Source organism: Actinomadura sp. KC06, assembly GCF_004348735.1.
GTDB lineage: Bacteria > Actinomycetota > Actinomycetes > Streptosporangiales > Streptosporangiaceae > Spirillospora.
Window position 1 is genome coordinate 1 of the sequence record NZ_SMKT01000166.1, and the last position, 19,338, is coordinate 19,338.

At 71.4% G+C, this 19,338-nt stretch carries 20 protein-coding genes and 1 pseudogene; 15 read left to right on the forward strand and 6 right to left on the reverse strand.

Going from position 1 to position 19,338, the window contains the following annotated elements:
• Window positions 1–147 precede the first annotated feature (147 nt).
• The gene (locus tag E1287_RS34950) at window positions 148–588 is read left to right on the forward strand and encodes a hypothetical protein (protein WP_131969560.1); all 441 of its coding nucleotides are present in this window, start codon (window positions 148–150) and stop codon (window positions 586–588) included.
• A gap of 97 nt (window positions 589–685) precedes the next feature.
• On the opposite strand, the gene E1287_RS34955 is transcribed toward E1287_RS34950, so the two are convergent.
• Together E1287_RS34955 and E1287_RS34960 are read right to left on the reverse strand one after the other, a co-directional pair.
• The gene (locus E1287_RS34955) at window positions 686–904 is read right to left on the reverse strand and encodes a DUF397 domain-containing protein (protein ID WP_131969561.1); all 219 of its coding nucleotides are present in this window, start codon (window positions 902–904) and stop codon (window positions 686–688) included.
• Window positions 905–926: 22 nt separating this feature from the next.
• On the reverse strand, window positions 927–1,784 hold the full coding sequence (locus tag E1287_RS34960) for a GntR family transcriptional regulator (RefSeq protein WP_131969562.1): 858 nt from the start codon (window positions 1,782–1,784) through the stop codon (window positions 927–929).
• 291 nt (window positions 1,785–2,075) lie between these two features.
• Between E1287_RS34960 and E1287_RS34965 the strand changes: the two genes are divergently transcribed.
• The 3 genes from E1287_RS34965 to E1287_RS34975 all read left to right on the forward strand — a co-directional run bounded on the left by E1287_RS34965 (window position 2,076) and on the right by E1287_RS34975 (window position 3,838).
• A complete protein-coding gene (locus tag E1287_RS34965; protein WP_165969352.1) occupies window positions 2,076–2,435 on the forward strand; it encodes an ATP-binding protein in 360 nt (119 codons plus the stop codon).
• Window positions 2,414–2,791, forward strand: coding sequence for a hypothetical protein (locus E1287_RS34970; RefSeq protein ID WP_131969564.1), 378 nt, complete (start codon window positions 2,414–2,416; stop codon window positions 2,789–2,791). Before E1287_RS34965 ends, E1287_RS34970 begins: the two co-directional genes overlap by 22 nt.
• Window positions 2,792–3,076: 285 nt before the next feature.
• Entirely contained in the window at window positions 3,077–3,838 is a 762-nt protein-coding gene (locus tag E1287_RS34975) for a methyltransferase domain-containing protein (RefSeq protein ID WP_131969565.1), read from the forward strand.
• A gap of 78 nt (window positions 3,839–3,916) precedes the next feature.
• On the opposite strand, the gene galE is transcribed toward E1287_RS34975, so the two are convergent.
• Window positions 3,917–4,921: a UDP-glucose 4-epimerase GalE gene (gene galE, locus E1287_RS34980; RefSeq protein ID WP_131969566.1), complete on the reverse strand. Its 1,005-nt coding sequence runs from the start codon at window positions 4,919–4,921 to the stop codon at window positions 3,917–3,919.
• A 30-nt stretch (window positions 4,922–4,951) separates the two neighbouring features.
• A complete protein-coding gene (locus E1287_RS34985; protein WP_131969567.1) occupies window positions 4,952–5,176 on the reverse strand; it encodes a hypothetical protein in 225 nt (74 codons plus the stop codon).
• 9 nt (window positions 5,177–5,185) lie between these two features.
• Between E1287_RS34985 and E1287_RS34990 the strand changes: the two genes are divergently transcribed.
• The 8 genes from E1287_RS34990 (at window position 5,186) to E1287_RS35025 (ending at window position 15,292) form a co-directional block, all read left to right on the forward strand.
• On the forward strand, window positions 5,186–5,848 hold the full coding sequence (locus tag E1287_RS34990; RefSeq protein WP_131969568.1) for a response regulator transcription factor: 663 nt from the start codon (window positions 5,186–5,188) through the stop codon (window positions 5,846–5,848).
• Window positions 5,849–5,960: 112 nt separating this feature from the next.
• On the forward strand, window positions 5,961–7,397 hold the full coding sequence (locus E1287_RS34995; RefSeq protein ID WP_131969569.1) for a hypothetical protein: 1,437 nt from the start codon (window positions 5,961–5,963) through the stop codon (window positions 7,395–7,397).
• 10 nt (window positions 7,398–7,407) lie between these two features.
• On the forward strand, window positions 7,408–8,556 hold the full coding sequence (locus E1287_RS35000; protein ID WP_131969570.1) for a DegT/DnrJ/EryC1/StrS aminotransferase family protein: 1,149 nt from the start codon (window positions 7,408–7,410) through the stop codon (window positions 8,554–8,556).
• A 1-nt stretch (window position 8,557) separates the two neighbouring features.
• Complete coding sequence (locus E1287_RS35005) at window positions 8,558–9,709, forward strand: SDR family NAD(P)-dependent oxidoreductase (RefSeq protein WP_131969571.1); 1,152 nt, start codon at window positions 8,558–8,560, stop codon at window positions 9,707–9,709.
• Window positions 9,696–10,928 (forward strand): glycosyltransferase, encoded by a 1,233-nt coding sequence (locus tag E1287_RS35010; protein ID WP_131969572.1) that lies wholly within the window; start codon window positions 9,696–9,698, stop codon window positions 10,926–10,928. Before E1287_RS35005 ends, E1287_RS35010 begins: the two co-directional genes overlap by 14 nt.
• Window positions 10,925–13,600 carry a lipopolysaccharide biosynthesis protein gene (locus tag E1287_RS35015; protein ID WP_131969573.1) on the forward strand — a complete coding sequence of 892 codons (2,676 nt, stop codon included), beginning with the start codon at window positions 10,925–10,927 and terminating at the stop codon, window positions 13,598–13,600. The genes E1287_RS35010 and E1287_RS35015 overlap by 4 nt, the downstream gene beginning before the upstream one ends.
• A gap of 2 nt (window positions 13,601–13,602) precedes the next feature.
• Window positions 13,603–14,346 carry a sugar transferase gene (locus E1287_RS35020; RefSeq protein WP_131969574.1) on the forward strand — a complete coding sequence of 248 codons (744 nt, stop codon included), beginning with the start codon at window positions 13,603–13,605 and terminating at the stop codon, window positions 14,344–14,346.
• Between the two features lie 22 nt (window positions 14,347–14,368).
• Window positions 14,369–15,292, forward strand: a complete 924-nt coding sequence (locus E1287_RS35025) for a hypothetical protein (RefSeq protein ID WP_131969575.1) — start codon at window positions 14,369–14,371, stop codon at window positions 15,290–15,292.
• 50 nt (window positions 15,293–15,342) lie between these two features.
• On the opposite strand, the gene E1287_RS44235 is transcribed toward E1287_RS35025, so the two are convergent.
• The gene (locus E1287_RS44235; protein ID WP_165969353.1) at window positions 15,343–15,507 is read right to left on the reverse strand and encodes a hypothetical protein; all 165 of its coding nucleotides are present in this window, start codon (window positions 15,505–15,507) and stop codon (window positions 15,343–15,345) included.
• A 108-nt stretch (window positions 15,508–15,615) separates the two neighbouring features.
• Entirely contained in the window at window positions 15,616–17,181 is a 1,566-nt protein-coding gene (locus tag E1287_RS35030; protein WP_131969576.1) for a Rieske 2Fe-2S domain-containing protein, read from the reverse strand.
• Between the two features lie 299 nt (window positions 17,182–17,480).
• On the opposite strand from E1287_RS35030, the gene E1287_RS35035 reads away from it, so the two are divergent.
• The 3 genes and pseudogenes from E1287_RS35035 to E1287_RS35045 all read left to right on the forward strand — a co-directional run.
• On the forward strand, window positions 17,481–18,299 hold the full coding sequence (locus tag E1287_RS35035; RefSeq protein ID WP_165969354.1) for a HAMP domain-containing sensor histidine kinase: 819 nt from the start codon (window positions 17,481–17,483) through the stop codon (window positions 18,297–18,299).
• Complete coding sequence (locus E1287_RS35040; RefSeq protein ID WP_131969578.1) at window positions 18,296–18,943, forward strand: response regulator transcription factor; 648 nt, start codon at window positions 18,296–18,298, stop codon at window positions 18,941–18,943. Before E1287_RS35035 ends, E1287_RS35040 begins: the two co-directional genes overlap by 4 nt.
• A 97-nt stretch (window positions 18,944–19,040) precedes the next feature.
• Window positions 19,041–19,338 (forward strand): annotated as a pseudogene (locus E1287_RS35045) (hypothetical protein); the annotation flags it as partial.

Sequence of the window (19,338 nt, forward strand, 5' to 3'; positions counted from 1 at the left end):
AAACCGCCCCAGCCCCGACCTACCGCCCGTCCAGGACCCCATCCGGGCCCATGATCGGACACCAGCGGACGGCCTTCATGCCGTCTCGGAATGTCGCGCCACTCGACACAGCAGCGCCTCAATACCACGGCTTCTACGCTGGCGGTCATGGAACGAAGCGACCCCGTCCTGCTCCACCACCCGGCCAACCAGGTGCTTCTCGACTACCTCAAAGCGCGAGCCCGCCGCCCCAAGATCGGCGACATCTTCACCCTCGATGGATGGGAACTTCGCACCCACCCCGAATTCCTGGAACGGTTCGAGGAAATCGCCCCTGACGACGCCCCGATCATCCCGCTGTTCGGCGTTGCCGCCCTCGCGGCCAACGGAATCGCCGCCGCCGCCGCTCTCGGAACCGACTGGCTGATGATCAGACTGCCGCAGCTCCCAGACACCATTGAAACCAGGCACCCCATTCCCCCGCTGTCCGATAACGGGTGGCAGGTTGCCAGCGCCTGGCAGAGTGGAACCCCCTCCGCAGAGGGCAAACGGCGCCTTACCCACCTACTAGACGACGCGCTCGATCACGCCCGCACCCTCAACCCATAGCGGACACCGCTCCGGGCCGTCTGCCACAAGCGCCCGTCAGCGCTCCTTGAGCGCCTCAGCGAACCGCCGGAAGTCACTACGTTAACGCTCATTTGTTTCATGACTCCGCTGGGGTAATCAGCATGTCGAAGTAAAGACGCTTGAGAACGTTCGTGAAATGTTGGAAATCGCTGATGCTAATGATGAGCTTGGGACCGTCGGGGTCCTTGCTGTCACGGAACGCTACAATTTTCGGGGTGCCTGCTACCTCAACACAGTTGTCGTTCTGAACCGTGCTGCGCGAAGCCTTGCGCCATTCCTCCTTGCTCAACCCCATCAGTTCTCCATGACGTTCGTTGTCAGTCTTCGCGTTGCTTGTTCGGGGCGATGGGAGGACCATCGGGACCTGCCGTGGCGTGCGGCCAGCGTGCGGACTCGTCCCGGCGCAGGCGCGACACCTCTTCCATGCGGTCGCCGGGAATGATCACCTGGGTCACGTCGACGGCATTCTCATCCTTGGCGCTGTAGCTGATCCGGACGATTTCCCATACGGGAAGTTCGGCCGGAATGAGAAGCAGCTTGGTCTCGGCCACGGTCGGCATCCGTACCCGGCGGCGTTCGAGCCATTCCAGCGGGCCGTGCCCTTTGGCCTCGATCGCATCGATCCACGCGCCCGGCCCGGTGCCGTACGGCTCCTCCACTTCCGGGATCTCGGCGGTGATGCGGGGATGGATCCACGTCGTGGAGATCTGGAATGCCGGTTCGCCGTCCGGCCCGGTGACCCGCAGCCGCCTGATCACCATCTCGCCGACCGGAACGTTCAGCATATGGGCGAGACGAGGATCCATCAGCGGGGCCTTGCCGACCTCCGGTTTGACGTGATGCGCCCAAAGCTCATTGCCCATGGCCGCCGGGAAGCTGTACCCGCCCGCGAACTCCTCGCCGTCCTTCACATGCCTGGTGTTGCGCTTCACGACGTCGCTGCGCATCACCGTCTTGCGGTGCTTGGGCCGGACGACCGTGCCTCGACGCGGCACGGAGACGAGACGCCCCTCCTTCGCGAGCTTGCCGACCGCACGCGCCACCGCGTTGCGGCTGACGTCGTAGTGCTTCGCCAGCTTCTCCATCTGCGGCAGGGTCTCTCCCGCTTCCCACTCACCCTCGTCGATCCGGCGCAACAGGTCGTCGGCGATCTCCGTGTACCGAGCTGACCCCACGTCTCCAACCCCTCACAGTGAGCAGATTTGTTGAAGCTTATTGACAGCATCGCAGCGTACCGGCACGATGAGCACGGCCCGCGATTTGTTGAAACAAATCGCGATCAAGCTCCTCGCCGTCCGACTATGGAGAGCTACCCCACCATGTCCGATATGACCCGCCGGACCGGTCGCCCGCCAGGCTCGCCGTCCGCCCAAACTATGCCGGATACGTCCCGACCCGGTGGAGGACACGTCCCGACGGCCGCGCGGAGATGGCCGACTGACTTCGCGCCGGAGAAGCCAGCGCTCGTGCTGGAGCCGGACGACCAGGCGCCCGTGAAAGCGCGGCGCTACCTCACCGAGCGGTTCCGCGAGCTCGGGCACACCGACGACTTCGACGGACGGCTCGTGGTTACCGAACTGGTGACCAACGCCTACAAGCACGTCGGTGTCGGGCGCATCGTCGTCCGCATCTTCCCGGACGGGTGCGAGCCGCTCACCGTCATCGAGGTCGAGGACGAGGGCACCGCGCTCCCCGTCGTCCGGGACGAGGACGGCGACGCCGAGAGCGGGCGCGGCCTGCTGCTCATGACGCAGATGGTCCACGACTGGGGGGTCCGGCGGCTCGGCAAGAAGGGAAAGCTCGTATGGGCCCGCTGCGCCCGCTGAACGTCCAGGCGGGCCGCCACCTGCTGCGGTGGCGGACCCGTCTGGGACGCGCCACGGCCATCCACCATCTCGACCTGCTCGCCGTCGCCCTCACGCCCAAGGGCTACCGGCACATCAAGCTCTACCAGGCCGACGAGTTCCCGACCCGTCCCCCGCTCCTGTGGGTCCTCGCGTTCAGCCCGGACCGCCACGTCCGCGTCGCGGTTCACGTCCGCGCCACACCCGGCGGGAACTGGGCCTACTACGAGGCCGGGCGGGGAAGGCACGGCTACCTCTGCCCCTGCGGCGACGCGAAACAGGCCGCCGACGAGGTGGACGGCCTCCTCAAGCACCGCATGTTCCCGTCCACCTGGTAGCCCGCCGGGCCGGATCGTCTGGTGGAGGCCCGGAGCGCCGCCGAACTGGGACGTCGGCTCCACGACGCCGTCCCGCGAACCCGGCGAGTGCACGTCGCGCACCGCGGGTCCACCCGCCGACCGGACGGCACCTGGACAAGCCCTGCGGGACCCAAGCGCCAGAGGAAGTCAGTCATAGTCCTTCGCTGGCTTCTGACGACCTGCCTCCACCTGACCCTCCGGCTCCCGTGAGGTCGCCACAGCCGGGTTGACTTCAAGTGGGCTTTAAGTTGCAGGGTTCTGGTCATGGATCAGAAGCAGAAGGCAAGCGGTTCTGACGCGCTCATCGCTCAGCTCGATCTCGCGGAGAGCATTCCCGAGATGCGCGAGTTGCGGATGTGGTCCTACGAGTTGCTCGGCATCGCGGCGGACGTGGCGGTGGTCGATGTCGGGTGCGGGGCCGGGCGGGCGGTCGCGGAGATGGGCATGCGGGGGGCGCAGGTGGTCGGGATCGATCCGGACGAGCGGATGATCTCCCTGGCCCGGGAGCGCTGGCCCGGCGAGGACTTCCGGATGGCGGACGCCTACGGGCTGCCCTTCGTGGACGGGGCGCTGCGCGGCTATCGGGCCGACAAGGTGTACCACGCCGTGGACGACCCCGCTCGGGCGATCGATGAGGCGCGGCGCGTGCTCGCCTCGGGCGGGCGCATCGTGGTGGTGGGGCAGGACTGGGACACCTTCATCATCGACTCCGACGATGCCGCGCTCACCCGGAGAATCGTGCATGCTCGCGCCGACATGATCACCGAGCCGCGCGTCGTCCGGCGCCTCCCGCGGCTGCTGGCGGAAGCCGGTTTCGTCGACGTCAGCGTGGAGGCCCACATGATGGTCTCCAGGGACGCGGCGGCGGTGACCATACTGGCCGACATGGCCGCCAAGGTGCGATCGGTGGGGGCGATCAGCGAGGCGGAGGCCGACGGATGGGTCGCCGAGCAGCGTGAACGGGGGCGGGACGGGCGGTTGTTCTTCGCCCTTCCGATGTTCGTGACCGCGGCCACGCGGCTCTGAGCGCCGGCCCGTCCGGTCCTCCCGGGTCGTGAGGGGTGCCGGGAGGACCGGACGAGCCCGTGCGGGCGGGGCAGGGCGTCAGGCGACGTCCAGCTCGCGGCGGCGTTCGGCCCATTGGAGGGAATGGCGGATGGCGTCCTCGATGGTGTATTCCGGTTTCCAGCCGAGCAGTTCCCACGCTTTGGCCGGGTTGACGAATGCGCCCACCACGTCGCCGGGACGGGCCGGTGCCTCTTCGGCCTTGAAATCGTCGCCGACCACCTCGCGGAAGGCTTCGACCAGTTCGCGGACGGTCGTCCCGTCGCCGGTGCCCAGGTTGATGACCTCGTAGCCGGAGCCCTCGCCGCGCGGCGGGACGATCGAGTCGAAGCGTGCCTCGGCCTCGGAGAAGGCGCGGGCGATGTCCCAGACGTGGATGTAGTCGCGGATCGCGGTGCCGTCGCGGGTCTCCCAGTCCACGCCGGTGATCGTGAACGGGACGCCCAGGGTGTGGCACTCGATCATCTTGCCCAGGGCGTGGGTCGGCTTGCTGTTCTGCAGCCCGGTGCGGAGCTGCGGGTCGGCGCCGATCGGGTTGAGGTAGCGCAGCGAGATGACGCGCAGGCCGTACGCCTTGCAGAAGTCCTCCAAGAGGAGCTCAGCCATCATCTTCGAGCGGGTGTACGGGTTCTGCGGCTCCAGGGCGGAGGTCTCGGTGACCGAGAGGTCCGGCTCGGGGCGGTACATCCCGGCGGTGGACGCGAAGATCATCCGGTCGCAGCCGTTGCGGACGAGATGCCCCGCGAGGTCGAGCGTCTTGGTCAGGTTGACCCGGTAGTAGCGCAGCGGGTCGGCCATCGAGTCGGGCACGACGATCAGCGCCGCGCAGTGGACGGTCGCGACGATCTCGGGATGGCGCTGGAAGATCTCGTCGACCAGGTCGCCGTCCGCGATGTCGCCCCGGTAGAAGATCTTGCCGTCGGCGAACTCCTGCCGGCCGGTGACCAGGCTGTCGAGCACGACGGGCGTGACGCCGCGTTCGGCGAAGGCGGAGGCGATCGTGCTGCCGATGAATCCGGCTCCCCCTGTGATCAGGACTTTCATGGGCCATCCCCTGATTGCCAGTACGTCCCCTCAAATGACAGGGATCAGAATCAGCAGGCGATCGCGGCCGGTCAACGCCCAGAACTCCATGTGACCGAGTCTGGACGGCGGTGAACCTCGCGCCGAGATTTCGCGTCCGCGTACGCGATTCTCTGCGGGACGCCGCGCGAGGGGTGTCCGGTCCCGGCCGTCACGATCGAGCGTGCGATCGAAGTACAGCGTTTGCAGGATCCGCCGGTCGCCGCCGCCGGTCATCGTCGGTGGATGGAACAGATCCGCGTCCTCATCGTGGACGATCACGCGCTCTTCGCCGAGGCCCTCGCGGCCCGGTTGAGCCGCGAGCCCGATCTGGTGATCCTCCCGATCGCCGCCGACGTGCGGCGCGCACTCGCGCTGACCGCCACCGAGCGCCCGCGGGTGCTCGTCCTCGACCTGACGCTGGGCGCGGAGAGCGGGCTGGAGGTCCTGGACCGGGTCCGCGAGTCGGATCCGGAGGTCCGGGTCGTGATGCTGACCGCGATGAGCGACATGGACGCGATGGTGCAGGCCCTCCGCCGGGGCGCGGTGGGCTGGCTGGAGAAGACCCAGAGCGCCGACCTGGTCGCGCAGGTGATCCGGTCGGCGGCGTGGCGGGGCGGCTGGATCCCGCCGGACGTGCTGGGCGAGGTCCTGCGCCGGCTGCTGCGCGACGAGGGCGAGCAGAACGGCGGGGCGCGGCTGCTGGCGGGGCTGACGCCGCGGGAGCGGGAGGTCCTGCAGTGCATGGTGGACGGTCTCGGCCGCGCGGAGATCGCCGAGCGGCTCGGGCTGTCGGCGAACACCGTCCGCACCCACACGCAGAACCTGCTGGCGAAGCTCGACATGCATTCCGCGCTGGAGGCGATCACGCTCGCGATGCGCGCCGGGATGCGCCCGTCGGACGGCTGAATCCGCGGCCCGCGTCCTGATGCAAACGGCGTAGTCCGGGATCGTCTTTTGCGCGATTGCTCCGGCTTATCCCGTTTCTACGCTCGCGGTTGACGAAGCCGGAGGGGAAGACGTGGAGATCGACGAAGTCGCCGCGCGGGTGGTTCGCAGCTACTGGGCGCTCCTGCTGGTCATGACGGTTCTCCCGCTGACGCTGGCGGCGCTGCTGATGAGCGGGCAGGAGCCGCCGTCCGTCGCGAAGTCGCGGCTGCAGTCGGGCGGCGCGGCGGCCGACGCGGCGACCGGGGACGCGGGCGTGAGCATCGTGGTCAGCCAGGTCAAGGCGTTCGCGACCAGCGACACCCTGCTGCGCGAGGTGCTGCGGCGCCAGGGGGTCGACCGGTCGGCGCCGAAGGTGGCGAAGGCCATCGGGGTGTCGGGGCTCGGGACGTCCACCGTCGTGGAGCTGTCGGTGAAGGACTCCGACCCGGCCGTGGCGCGGGCGCTGACGGACGCCATCGGCGCCGAGGTCGTCCGGGAGATCAACGAGTCCAACCAGGGGACGATCCGGCAGCGGATGACCGAGATCGACAAGCGCGTCCGGACGCTGGAGAGGCGGCTCGGGCCGCTGTCGCGGCGGGCGGCGGCGCAGCCGGTGCCGGACATCGACGCGGCCAACGAGCGCGAGCGGGTGCAGACGGAGCTGACCGATCTCCGGTCGGATCGCTCGGCCCTGCTGACGCAGCTGACCTCGGCCGGGACGGCGACGGTCGTGCAGCCCGCCGTGCTCGCCCCGAAGACGGACCCGACGGTGATGATGTCGGCGATCGCGGGGCTGGTCGGGCTGGTCGGCGGGATCCTGATCGCGGTCGTGACGGAGATGGTCCGGCCCACGATCCCCGGCCAGCGGCGGGTCGCGCGGCGGCTCGGGGTGCCGCTGCTCGGCTGGGCCGACCGGGGGACCGCGCAGCTCGCCGACCTCGGCCGCCGGACGCGGCTCGCCGCCAAGCGGGAGGGCGTCGACCGGGTCGCGCTGGTCGGGGCGCCCGGGCCGCTGCCCGCCGGGCTGGTGTCGGCGGTGGCGCTGGCGGTGTACGGGGACGAGACGCGGCCCGTCCCGCCGAGGCGCAGCCAGGCGGTCGAGGACGACGAACCCGACGAGACCGGCGAAGACGGCGCGGACGGCGAGAAGCCGTCCCTCAACAGCGGCGGGCCCGGCGGCAAGAAGAGCACGTCGGTGGTCCGCGCGGGCGGCGGCACAGCCGTCATGACGAAGAAGTCCGGCGAGGCGTCCCCGTCGGAGATCACCCAGCCGGTGCCGGTCCGCCGGCTGTGCCACGTGCACGCGTTCGAGGACATCGACCCCGGCTCGGACGAGACCGTCGGCGTGGTCGTGGCGGTCGGGCCGGTGACGACGGTGTCCGGGCTGGAGACCGTCCGCGACCTCGTCGCCGCGTCCGGCTGGCCGCTGCTCGGCGTCGTGGCCGCGTCCCGCAAGACGACACCGTCCCGCAAGACGACGTCCCGCACGACCACGTCCCGCTGGCCCCGCAAGGCCCGCGACATCTAGGAGAAGCCGAATGAGTTCAGCCGTTCCGTTCTGCGTCCCGCCGCTCACCGACGGGGTGCCCGACGCGGTCGCCAAGGTGCTCGACTCCCGATGGCTCACCACCGGCCCGGAGACCGCCGCGTTCGAGCAGGAGTTCGCCGACTATCTCGGCGCCGCGCACGTCGTCGCGGTCGCCTCGTGCACGAGCGCGCTGGAGCTGAGCCTGCGCGCGATGGACCTGCCGCCGGGCTCGCCGGTGCTGACGCCCAGCCTGACGTTCTGCGGCGCGATCAACGCGATCCTGCACGCCGGGCACCGTCCGGTCTTCGCCGACATCGACGAGGAGACGCTGGTCCCGAGCCCGGAGACCGTCGCCGCGGCGGCTGCCAGGGTGAAGCCCGCCGCGATGGTCACCCAGAACCAGGGCGGCTACCCGGTGGACGTGGCCGCTCTCGCCGCGGCGGCCGGCCTCGACCGGAGCCGGGTGGTGGAGGACACCGCGCACGGGCCGGGCGCGGCGCGCGGCGGCAAGCCCGTCGGCTCGGAGTCGCACGCGGCGTGCTTCTCCTTCTACGCGACGAAGAACATGCCGATCGGCGAGGGCGGTGCGGTCGCGACCCGCGACGAGGAGTTCGCCGACCGGGTCCGGTCGATGCGGCTGCACGGGATGAGCAAGGACTCGTGGAAGCGGTACCTGCCGGGCGGGAGCTGGCGGTACGACGTGAAGTCCATCGGGCTGAAGGCGAACATGACCGACGTCCAGTCGACGATCGGCCGCGCCCAGATCCGGTCGCTGCCCGGCTGGCAGCAAGCTCGCGAGGAACTCGTCGCCCGCTACGACGAGGCTCTGGCGCAGGTGCCCGGGGTCGTCCTTCCGCAGCGGAACAGCCTCGACGGCGTCCAGCACGCCTGGCATCTCTACCAGGTGCGCGTCCCGGACCGCGACGCGGTGGGCGACGCGATGCAGGCGGCGGGGGTGGGGACGTCCGTCCACTTCATCCCGGCCCACCAGCTCACCGCCTACCGGCAGATCCTCGGTGAGGAGGAGTGCGGGCACCTGCCCGTGACCAACCGGGTCGGCGAGGAGCTGCTGTCGCTGCCGCTCTACCCGGGCCTGACGGCGGACGGCCAGCACAAGGTCGTCGCCGCGCTCTCCGAGGCGCTGCGGACCCGGAGCTGACATGCGCTGGTTCGCGCCGCACCGGCTCCGCCGGGCCGCCGTGCCCGCCGCGGCGCCACCGCCCGCCAGCCCGTTCGCGCTGCTGCTGGACCGAGACGAGATCGTGCTCGCCGAGCTGCGCGGGCTGCGTCTCGTCCGCGGCCGGCGGGTGCTCGTCACGGGCGCCTGCGGGACGGTCGGCGGCGCGCTGTGCCGGCGGATAGGGCGGCTCGGCCCGGCCGCGCTGTGCCTCGTCGACAAGGACGAGCGCGGGCTGGAGCGGCTGGTCCGCGAGCTGGCCGGGGAGCCCGGCGGCTGCCGGGTCACCCTCGCGGAGGCGGACGTGCGCGACGCGGACCGCGTCGACGCCGTCGTCGGGGACGCGCGGCCCGAGCTGCTCTTCCACGCGGCGGGACGGCACCGGCTGTCCGAGGTCGAGGACGACCCGTGCCGCGGCGTCGCCGACAACGTGCTCGGCACCCGGCACGTCGTCGACAGCGCGGTGCGGCACGGGACGCGGCGGCTCGTGCTCGTCTCGTCGGACCGGGCGGCGGAGCCGACGTCGGTGCTCGGCGCGACGATGCGGCTCGGGGAGCTGCTGCTGCGGACCGCGACGGGCGGGCCGACGTGCTTCGCCGCCGTCCGCGTCGGCGACGTCATCGGCGCGCCGGGCGCGCCGCTCGGCCCGCTCGCGCACCCGATCGCGGCGGGCGAGGTCGTCACGGTCGCGCATCCGGAGGCGGCGCGGCACGTCATGACGGTGACGGAGGCGGCGGGCCTGCTGATCGAGGCGGCGGCGCTCGCCGAGGAGGCGGAGACGTTCGCGCTCGACCTGGGGCCCGTCCCGGTGGTCGACCTCGTGCACCGGTACGCGGCGCAGCTCCACACGCCCGCGGTGACGATCAGGTTCAGCGGGCTACGGCCCGGCGAGAAGCTCGCCGAGAAGGCGTTCGCCGACTCCGAGCCGCGGCTCCGCACCGCCCACCCGAAGATCTGGGGCACCCGCGCCGCGCCGCCGCCCGCCGGGCTGCCGCGGCTGCTCGACGCGCTCGCCGAGGCGGCCGGGGCGGGCGACGCGGACGGGGTGCGGCTGCTGCTGCGCCGCCTGCTGCCGGAGTACCGGCCGCCGCGGCGCCCCCTCCCGGCCTGTGAGGTGATCCATGAGCACAAGTAGGAAGCTGCGCGTCGCGCAGGTGATCACCCGCTTCAACGGCGGCGGCGGGCGGGTGGCGCTGAACGGGGCGCTGGCGCTGCCGGACGGCACGTACGAGCGGGCGATCGTGACCGGCGGCGTCGGCATGGACAGCGAGCCGTCCGCCGGGCGCGGCACCGTGCTGTACGGCGAGGAGGCCGTCGCGAACGCCGCCGCCGGGGACCTCACGCCGGACGCGCACCGCGCCGGGATGGAGATCGTCCAGGTGGGGCCGCTGGTGCCGCAGATCTCGCCGCGCGACGACTTCACCGCGCTGTCCACCCTGACCAGGGTGCTCGCGGAGGGGCGGTACGACGTCGTCCACACGCACTCGTCCAAGGCGGGCGTCATCGGGCGGCTCGCGGCGGCGCGCGCCGGCGTGCCCCGCATCGTGCACACCTGGCACGGGTTCCCGTTCAACGAGTTCCAGTCGTGGGCGCGGCGCACCGCCTACATCCGCCTCGAACGCATCGCCGCCAAGCACACCGACGCGTTCCTCGGCGTCGGGACGGACACGGTGACGACCGCGCTGCGGCTCGGCCTCACGACGCCGGAGCGGGTGCGGCTGTCGTGGCCCGCCGTGGACGTCGACGCCTACGTGACCGCCCCCGGGTCCAGGGCGCAGGCGCGCCGCCGCCTCGACCTGCCCCTCGGCGTCAAGGTCGTCGGGTCGGTCGGGCGGCTCACCTTCCAGAAGGGCCCGGAGATCTTCGTGAAGGCCGTCGCCCGGCTGCCGGACGACGTGTTCGGCCTCTGGGTAGGCGGCGGGCCCATGGCGGACGACCTGGCGAAGCTCACCGCGAAGCTCGGCATCGAGGACCGGATGCGCTGGCTCGGCCACAGCGACGACGTCGCCGCCGTCCTGCCCGCGTTCGACCTGATGGCGATGGCGAGCCGCTGGGAGGGCCTGCCCTGCGCGCTGGTCGAGGCGATCAGCGCCGGGATCCCGCTCGTCGCGACGGCCGTCCCGTCCAACCAGGACCTCGTCCTCGCCGGGGAGACCGGCCTGCTCGTCCCGCCGGAGGACCCGGAGCAGCTCGCCGGGGCCATCGCGGCGATGCTGGACGATCCCGCCGCCGCCGAGCGGATGGCCGAGCGCGCCCGCGGCCGGGTCGGCGACTGGTTCTCCCCCGCCCACCTCGGCACGGTGCTGGACGAGACGTACCGCGGCACGTCCAGGCGGCCCTACCAGCGGTCATGACGGCGACCGCGACCAGGGCGGCGCCGGCGGCGGCGCCGCCCCTGAAACCTCCTGAGCCGCGGCGGCGGCGGTGGCGGCCGGAGGCGGTCGCCCTCGTCGCGGGCATCGCGTCGCTGCCGATGCTGATGCCCGCCGGGCTCGCGCCCGGCCCCGGCAACACGGCGATTCCCGACGTCGTGCTGATCGTGGTCGTCCTCACGACGTTCCTGTGGGCGGGGACGCGGAAACTGCCCGTCCGCTGGCCGTTCCTGCTGCCCACCCTGCTCACGGTCCTCGCGGGCGGTGTCGCGGCGCTCGCCAACGACGACGTCGGGGTGCTCACCCTCGTCAAGGACGTGTTCGTCCTGCTGTGGGCGGTCTGCGTCGCCAACCTCGGCCGCGACCCGGCCCTGCTCCGCCTCGCGCTGCGCGCCTTCGTCTGGATCGGCACGATCTACGCGCTCGTCATGATGACCGGCTTCGCGATCGGGAACGACGCGATGTCCGGCAAGCAGATCGACGGCGAGCGGCTGCAGTTCACCTTCGGGGACGCCAACTACGCGGCCAACTGGTTCATCTGCGTCTTCTTCATCACGCGCGCCACCCGCTTCCCGGAGAAGAAATGGCAGCGCTGGACGGTGTGCGGGATCCTCATCACCGCAGAACTCCTGACCGGCTCGAACGGCGGCCTGCTCGCGCTTTGCTGCGCGCTGGTGCTCGGCTACCTGTTCCGGCTGTTCCGGGAAGGCAAGGCGCACCACGCCGTCGCGGTCGGCGCGGCCGCCGTGTTCTTCGGCGGCGGCGCGGTCACGGTGGTCACGCAGGTCGACATCCAGCCGTTCCTGGACCGCGCCAGCCAGGCGTCCCCGATCCTCCGCGACTCCATCGGCCGGACGACCGGGGAGAGCACCGAGTCGCGCAGCACCGTCTTCGCCACGACCTGGCACATGATCGAGGCCCAGGAGCATCCGTGGGGCATCGGCGCCGCGCAGACCGAGAGGCAGATGCTCCTCCGGCAGGAGACATACGTCCGCGAGGCGCACAACGACTACATCGCGTCCGTCCTCGAACGCGGGTTCCTCGGCGGGCTCGCGCTGATCCTGATCGTGTCCGTGCTGGTGGTGCGGTGCGTGCGGATCGCCAGGCGGGACGCGCTGAAACCTGAGTACGCGCGGCTCGTCCCGCATCCCGAGCTGTTCGGCGCGCTCATCGCGGTGTTCCTCATCTGCGCCCTGTTCTACGAGGTCCTGCACTACCGGCACGGCTTCGCGATCTTCGGTCTGATCGCCGCCCTGGACCTCTTCGGCCGCCGCGCCCCGCGTTCGCACCGTCCGCTGGCGTTGGGACCACAGGTGAACCTCGGGCCTGACCTGCGGAAACCTGTGGGACATGAGGTAAGCCCGCGCGCTACGACGGTCACCGCTCCGCCGCCCGACTCCAAGGGCGACGCGATGAAGGCGGTCCGCAAGCGGCTCGTCTCGCTCGTCGCCGGGAACATGGCGGCGCGGGTGGGGGCGCTGGCGTCGCTGGGGCTAGCGACGGTCCTGGTCGCGCGGGTCGGGGGGCCGAAGCTCGTCGGGGCTTTCACGCTCGTCCGGATCCTGCCGGGGCTGCTCTGCCACCTGTCGAACGCGGGGCTGCCGGCCGCCGCGCCCTATTTCCTGGCGCGGGACGACCGCGACCAGAGCCGGGTCCGGCCGACGCTCGCCTGGCTGACGGTGATCGGCGCGGTCCTGGCGGCCGTGATCTGGCTCGCGCTGAGCCCGCTGCTCTTCCTCGTGTTCTTCAAGTCGTTCGGCATCTGGGTGACGCTCGCCGCGGCGATCCCGTCGTTCACGCAGGGATACGTGTCCGTCGGCAAGGGCCTCCTCCAGGGGACGGACGACCCGCACGGCGCCAGCCTCGCCATCGCCGTCGAGGAGTTCGTGTTCCTGCCGATCTACGTCCTGATCCTGCTGGGCTGGCACGGGCCCGGCGCCCTCGTCGCCGGGCTCGTCCTCGCCGACATCGCCGCCGCCGCGTGGATCGCGCGGCGGCTGGCGCGGCGCGGGTTCTTCCGCGGCTGGGGACGCCCGGACCGGCGGCTCGGCAGGTCGATCGCCGGATACGGGTTCCGCGGCTACGTCGGCCAGCTCATCGACCTGCTCCAGCTCCGCTTCGACATGGCGCTGCTCGGCGCGCTCGCCGGGCCGAAGGTCCTCGGCGTCTACACGGTCGCGAGCAAGTTCGCGGAGCTGGTGCAGCTGCCGGGACTCGCCGTGAACTACGTCCTCTACCCGGACTTCGCGAGGGAGGACAAGAAGAGCGCCGCACGCCGCACCGCCGCGCTCATCCTGCCCGCGCTCGGCGTCTCCGTGCTGGCCGCGATCCCGCTCGCGCTGATCGCCGGAACGGCGCTGCCGTGGGTGTTCGGCGACGTGTTCGACGACGCGGTCGTGCCCACCTACATCCGTCTCGCCGGCGTCGTCACGTTCGGCGTGACGGGCCTGATCATGGCCTACCTGTACGGGGTCGGGCGGCCGGGGGCCGCGTCCACCGGGCAGGGCATCGGCCTGCTGGTCGTCGTCGTGCTCGGCATCGTGCTGATCCCGGCGCACGGCGCGGGCGGCGCCGCGGTCGCGACGTCCGTCTCCTTCATCGCCACCACGGCGGCTCTGCTGGCCTGGTTCCAGCACGTCAGGAACAAGGGGTGACCATGTCCGAGGACCTCATCGCCCGTCCCGTCGACCCGACCGACGGGATCGGGCCCTCGCGCGGCCGGCGGGCGCTGGACATCGCGGGCGCGCTGGCCGGGCTGGCGCTGTTCTCCGTCCCGCTGGTGCTGATCTACGCGCTGGTGCGGCTGACCAGCCGGGGCCCGGGGATCTTCCGGCAGACCCGGGTCGGGCAGGGCGGCCGGCCGTTCACCATCCTCAAGTTCCGGACGATGCGGCAGAACGCCGGCGGTATGAAGGTCACCGCGACCAGCGACCCGCGGGTCACCCGGGTCGGGCGGGCGCTGCGCCGCTTCTACCTGGACGAGCTGCCGCAGCTCGTGAACGTGCTGCGGGGCGACATGACGCTCGTCGGGCCGCGTCCGGAGACCTACGACCTCGCGGTGTACTACGACGCGCGCTGGCGGTGGATCTTCGACCACCGGCCGGGGATGACGGGCGTGTCCCAGGTCAGGTTCCGGGACTCCGACGTCCTGCCGCCCGGCGAGGAGGTCGACCTCGCCTTCTACGTCCAGCGGCTCGCCCCGGCGCAGGCCGCGGTCGACGCGGTGTACCTGAGCGACCCGTCGATGCGCGCGACGCTCCGGACGCTGGCCCAGACGGTCTGGTACGTCCTGGGGTTCACCGTCCCGCCGCTGCGGGTATCGGCGGACGGGACGGTGACGGAGATGGCCTCGCCGTCCGAGGCCGCGCATCCCGCCGAGGAGCCCGGGTCCGCCGCATAGGAAGCACCGGAAAGGTGAGCGCATGGACTTCTGGGACATCCGGTTCAAGGCCATGGCCGTCGCCGCGGCGGTCGTGCTGCTGGTCGCGGGGTTCCTGGTCTATGCGCGCGCTGACCCGTCCGGCCACGAGCCGTACCGGGGGCCGCTCGCCTCGCCCGGCACGCCCGCGACGCAGCCGGGCCGGACGCACCGCATCGCGCTGAACACCGAGCCCGCCGACTACCCGCGGCTGCGGGAACTCGGCTACGACCTCGTGGACGTGAAGCCGGACGACGGGCTCATCGCCGGGGTCCCGGACGGCATGCGGGCGATGCTGTGGGTCGGCAACTTCACCTGCGGCGACTTCGAGCTCGACTTCGCCTCGTTCGCGCGGGCCGTCCAGCGGTTCGGACGCCACCCGAAGGTCTACGGCTGGTACCTGTCGGACGAGCCCAACCCCGGCGAATGCCCCGGGATCACGAAGGAGATCAGCCGCCGCGCCGACTACCTCCGGCAGCATGCACCGGACCAGATCTCGTTCATCTCGCTCACCGACTGGCCGATGAGGACGCTCACGCCGGAACGCGTCGGCGTCGACCTCGTCGGGCTCGACCCCTACCCCTGCAAAGGCTCGGCCGAAACCCAGGAGCAGTGCGACATCGGGGCGATCGACCGGATGGTCCGGATGGCGGACGCCGCCGGAATTCCGCGCTCGCGCGTCGCGCCCGTCCTGCAGACGTTCGGGCAGAGCTGTTCCGAAGGCGACAAGCAGTATTGGCTGCCGACGGAGGCCCAATTCCGCCAGATCCTGGCCCGCTGGGACCGCCTCGCGCCGCGCCCCCCGCTGGAGATCTCCTACTCCTGGGGCCACCAGGACGAGTGGGCCTGCCCCACCCTGGCGGACGCCGCCGGCGGCGACCACCCCGACCTGCAGAGCCTCCTCAAGGCCCGCAACAAGGCCCGCTGACCGGGGCTCGCCCAGGGCCGGGCTCGCCGAGCCGGGCTCGCGGACCGCGGCTAATTCTCCGCCGGGTCTTCGGCCACCGCCGGATGCCGTGAATCGGACGACGGCACAGGAAAGTCCATCGACCCGAGCTTCAGCGCCAGGACTTCCATCACACCGATGACGAGAACGAACGCGACGGCCAGCAGGCCGAGCCGCGTCCGGGTCAAACCGCGCACTCTTCAATCCCCCCAGACAAGCAGATAAGAAATCTAACACGAGATGACGTATAACCCCATGTCAGACACGCTCCACTTGTCGCGGGGGATTACGCGGCGAACGGTGATTCAGGTCACTTTCCGGCTGGTGAGATTGGCGGCGCGTGCGTTGACGCATTCGCCGGTCGCGAGGTCGAAGGCGAAGTTGTGGGCGAGGCAGTGGATCCGGCCGTCGCGGACGATCGCGCCCACCGACAGGTCCTCGCCGGCGTGCGGGCAGTAGCGCGGGATGTCGTAGCGGGCGCCGTCGCAGGAGACGGTGATCCGCTCGGACTCGTCGCGTCCGGTCTCGTACGCCTCGACGGCCTCCAGCGCGGGCGCGTTGGCGTGCTTGAGCAGGCCGACCAGGTAGTCGTTGTAGACGTCGGGGTCGCGGTAGAGGCTGAGCCGGAACGAGATGAGCAGGTCCTCCCACGCCATCCGGCCGTTGAGGACGCCGTCGATCCAGCGTCCGGCGGTGGTGATCCGGTAGTGCGGCCGGACGTCCGGGGACGCCACCGCGACCGTGACCCCGTCCGGGGAGAAGTCCACGTCCCAGTCGCCGCCGTTCGGGCCGGTGACCTCGAACCGCACGGTCATGGCGATCTGCCGCAGGAAGTAGTCGCTGAGCCGGCCGAGGTACTCGAAATGGGCGGTGAACCGGTCGAACAGGTCGGGTCCCGGCTCGGGGTACAGCGCCATGACCTCGGCGATGGCGGACGCGCGGTCGGCCGCGTACCGCTTGAGGTAGTCGCCCCGGTCGGCGTCGGCGAAGGAGAACTCCGCCGAGACGGGGTCGCGGGTGATCTCGCCGGTGTCCAGGTCGATGGCGTCGCCGGGCTTGAAGGAATCCCAGCGCTGGTTCGGCAGGTGCTCGCGCAGCCATTCCGTGGCGACCTCGGGGTCGCAGAACGCGCCGTCCTCCTGGCCGAGCACCCAGTTCAGGTGGTCGACCTCCGCGTCCAGGAAGCAGGGCGGGCCCGCGAACGGGACGGCCAGCTCCGGCGCGGTCTGCCGGACGAGCCGCTGCACGGAGCGCAGCTTCGACACCCGCTTGTCCATGGAGACCTTCGCCATCTCCTCGGCCGGGTACCGGTAGCAGATCGGATGCCAGGACGCCCCGGACGTCTGCACGGCCATCAGGTCGAGCCGCCCGCCCGCCAGGTGCTTGGCGCGGCGGGCCTGCGCCGCGGTGAGCCGGGCGTCGTTGCCGTGCAGGAACCCGCGGCCGTCCGCGACGATGAGAAAGGCGGCGTCATGGCACATCGGCGAGAGTTCCGGAATCGCCGTGATCCAGGACCCTCGATTGTCGAGCGGGAATTTCTCCCAGGCCGTCAACTCGATTACCTGCCGGCCGCCCGCTGCGGCGGCCATGCGCTCGCGGAAGGCCGGTCCCGGATAGCGCGGAATGAGGATTCGGGTCCGGGCCGGAAGCCGGTCCAGCACCCACGGGTCGAAATGATCTAGGTGCTCGTGCGAGACGGCGACCCAGTCCGCGTCGAGCACCGGGGCGAGATCGAGATGATCGTTTCTCGGATACTGGTGCCAGGCTCCGAGAAAGGCCCCCGTTGGAGCGAGCCACGGATCCGCGAGCAGGCGAAACGCCGTCGCGTCCACCGCCGCACCCGCATGTCCGAGAAATGTGACCTTCGGCATGTGCCGACTGTCTCTCCGGCGGCCCGCCGGCGCACCCGCCGGAATGCGCAAAGCGGCTACGCCGTAGGCATGAAAGAAAGGCGGCCAGGTGAACGACAAGGGGAACTGACAATCCTGACACTGACGCACCGTCAATCAAAAAGGTTCACCCACTGCGGTGCGTGTCCACTTCCGGACAGACAGTGGTCTGTTACGGCCATTTCCTGGACAGCACGCGTACCCCGGAGAGAGCGTCTAAGACAGTGCTTGAAAAACGTACGGGGGGACCCATGGACAACGGGTGGTCTCGGTTTTCTCCGGTGGAACCTCCCGCGGGCGTGGGCACGCTCGCGGGCACCGACCCCCGGAGACCAGGACCCGGCGACGAGCTCCCCGCCGCCGGTGGAACGCATGCCGACGGGCCGCATGCCCGCGGGCCGCACGTCCTGTGGCGGCGGCGGCTCCGGCATGACATCCGCCACGAACTCGGCACCATCATCATGCTCGCCTCGGCCGTCGTCGTCGCGGACGACGTCGGCGACGCCAGCAAGGCCCGCATCGAGCAGCTGCTCGGCGAGACCCGGTGGCTGGATCATCTGCTGCGCCAGCTCGACGACGGCGCCGACGACGAGAACGCCGACCGCCCGCCGCCGAGCCCCGAGCGGATCCGGGTGGACGAGCTCACCGCCGAGATCGTCACCGGGATGCGGCTCGCCGCCCCGCACGAGGTCTGCTTCGACGGCGGCGAGGCGTGGGCGCACATGGACCCGGTCGCGCTGTGGCGCGCGGTCCGCAACGTCCTCGACAACGCCTGCCGCGTCGCGGACGGGCGCGTCGACGTGCGCGTCGAGGCCGATCAGGGCTGGGTCGTCATCCAGGTCGACGACGACGGCCCCGGATTCGGCGCGAGCACGCGGCCCGGCGGCCAGAAGGCGCGGCGCGGGCTCGCGTCGCTGGGGCTCGGGATCGTCCACGACCTCATCTCCGGGTACGGCGGCAGCCTGGAGATCCGCACCTGCGAGATGGGCGGGGCGCGCGTCCGGATCCTGCTTCCGGCGGCGCCGCCCCCCGACCCGGCGGGCATGCCCGTCCCGGACGCGGCCGACGCGCACGCCGACGACTGGCGGCCCCATCCATGAGAATGGTCATCTGCGACGACCACGCGGTCTTCGCCGAGTCGCTGTCGCTGGTCCTGGCCGACGCCGGGCACACCGTCGTCGGGATCGCCTACTCCCCCGCCGACGTGATGCCCCTGCTGCGGATCAGGCAGCCGGACGTGTGCCTGATCGACCTGCAGTTCCCGTCCGACACGGCCCTCGACTGGATGCCGAGGCTGCGCGCCGCGTCCCCGCGCACGAAGTTCGTCGTCCTCACCGGGTTCCTTGAGCAGCCGGTGCTGGACGAGGGGATCGCGGCGGGCGTGCGGGGGTTCGCGCACAAGGGCCAGCAGGCCGGCGACATCCTCGCCGTGCTGCGGCGGGTCGCGGACGGCGAGGTCGTCACCGACCAGGCCGTCCGGCGGAGCGGGACGCGGCCGCGCAGCCAGGCGCAGCAGGTCGCGCGGTTCCTCACACCGCGCGAGCGGGAGGTCCTGACGCGGCTCGCGCGCGGCGAGTCGACGCAGGCGCTCGCCAAGGCGATGGGGGTGACGCGCAGCACCGCCCGCAGCCACGTGCAGAGCGTGCTCAGCAAGCTGGGCGTGCACTCGCAGCGCGAGGCGGTGATCGAGGCGGCCAGGCACGGCCTCGTCAGCGTCGAGACCGGGGAGTGGCTCGCCGGCTGACCCCCTCCGCGACGCGAGCGTCTAACGGACGGCCGAATCCGGACCTTTCAGGGTCCGGGCGGGACACGTTAGCGTCCGTCTTGCAGAGGAGGTTCCCATGCCTCAACGGCGAGGCGCGCTGCCCATCACCGACGCCGGCGTGGTCGACTGCGCGGACGCCTACGCGCGCGGCGTCCCGTTCGACCGGCTGGAACGGCTCCGGGCCAAGACCCCGGTGGTCTGGCTGGACGGCCGCATGGCCGACCGGCCCGGCTCCTGGGCCGTGCTGCGCTACGCCGACGTCCACCACGCGCTCACCCGTCCGGAGCTCTTCGCGCCGCAGGGCGACGGGATGCTGCACGGCCCCATCACCGCCGACCTCCCGGACACCGGCGCCGCCCCCGACAGGCCCGCCC

Excerpts from the sequence above, each read along its gene's own strand:
- E1287_RS35020 (WP_131969574.1), top strand. The coding sequence starts at position 13,603 with ATGTCCGAGGACCTCATCGCCCGTCCCGTCGACCCGACCGACGGGATC.
- E1287_RS35005 (WP_131969571.1), top strand. The coding sequence starts at position 8,558 with ATGCGCTGGTTCGCGCCGCACCGGCTCCGCCGGGCCGCCGTGCCCGCC.
- E1287_RS34990 (WP_131969568.1), top strand. The coding sequence starts at position 5,186 with ATGGAACAGATCCGCGTCCTCATCGTGGACGATCACGCGCTCTTCGCC.
- E1287_RS35015 (WP_131969573.1), top strand. The coding sequence starts at position 10,925 with ATGACGGCGACCGCGACCAGGGCGGCGCCGGCGGCGGCGCCGCCCCTG.
- E1287_RS34970 (WP_131969564.1), top strand. The coding sequence starts at position 2,414 with ATGGGCCCGCTGCGCCCGCTGAACGTCCAGGCGGGCCGCCACCTGCTG.
- E1287_RS35030 (WP_131969576.1), bottom strand. The coding sequence starts at position 17,181 with ATGCCGAAGGTCACATTTCTCGGACATGCGGGTGCGGCGGTGGACGCG.
- E1287_RS34975 (WP_131969565.1), top strand. The coding sequence starts at position 3,077 with ATGGATCAGAAGCAGAAGGCAAGCGGTTCTGACGCGCTCATCGCTCAG.
- E1287_RS35010 (WP_131969572.1), top strand. The coding sequence starts at position 9,696 with ATGAGCACAAGTAGGAAGCTGCGCGTCGCGCAGGTGATCACCCGCTTC.
- galE (WP_131969566.1), bottom strand. The coding sequence starts at position 4,921 with ATGAAAGTCCTGATCACAGGGGGAGCCGGATTCATCGGCAGCACGATC.
- E1287_RS35025 (WP_131969575.1), top strand. The coding sequence starts at position 14,369 with ATGGACTTCTGGGACATCCGGTTCAAGGCCATGGCCGTCGCCGCGGCG.
- E1287_RS34950 (WP_131969560.1), top strand. The coding sequence starts at position 148 with ATGGAACGAAGCGACCCCGTCCTGCTCCACCACCCGGCCAACCAGGTG.
- E1287_RS34955 (WP_131969561.1), bottom strand. The coding sequence starts at position 904 with ATGGGGTTGAGCAAGGAGGAATGGCGCAAGGCTTCGCGCAGCACGGTT.
- E1287_RS34985 (WP_131969567.1), bottom strand. The coding sequence starts at position 5,176 with ATGACCGGCGGCGGCGACCGGCGGATCCTGCAAACGCTGTACTTCGAT.
- E1287_RS35000 (WP_131969570.1), top strand. The coding sequence starts at position 7,408 with ATGAGTTCAGCCGTTCCGTTCTGCGTCCCGCCGCTCACCGACGGGGTG.
- E1287_RS35040 (WP_131969578.1), top strand. The coding sequence starts at position 18,296 with ATGAGAATGGTCATCTGCGACGACCACGCGGTCTTCGCCGAGTCGCTG.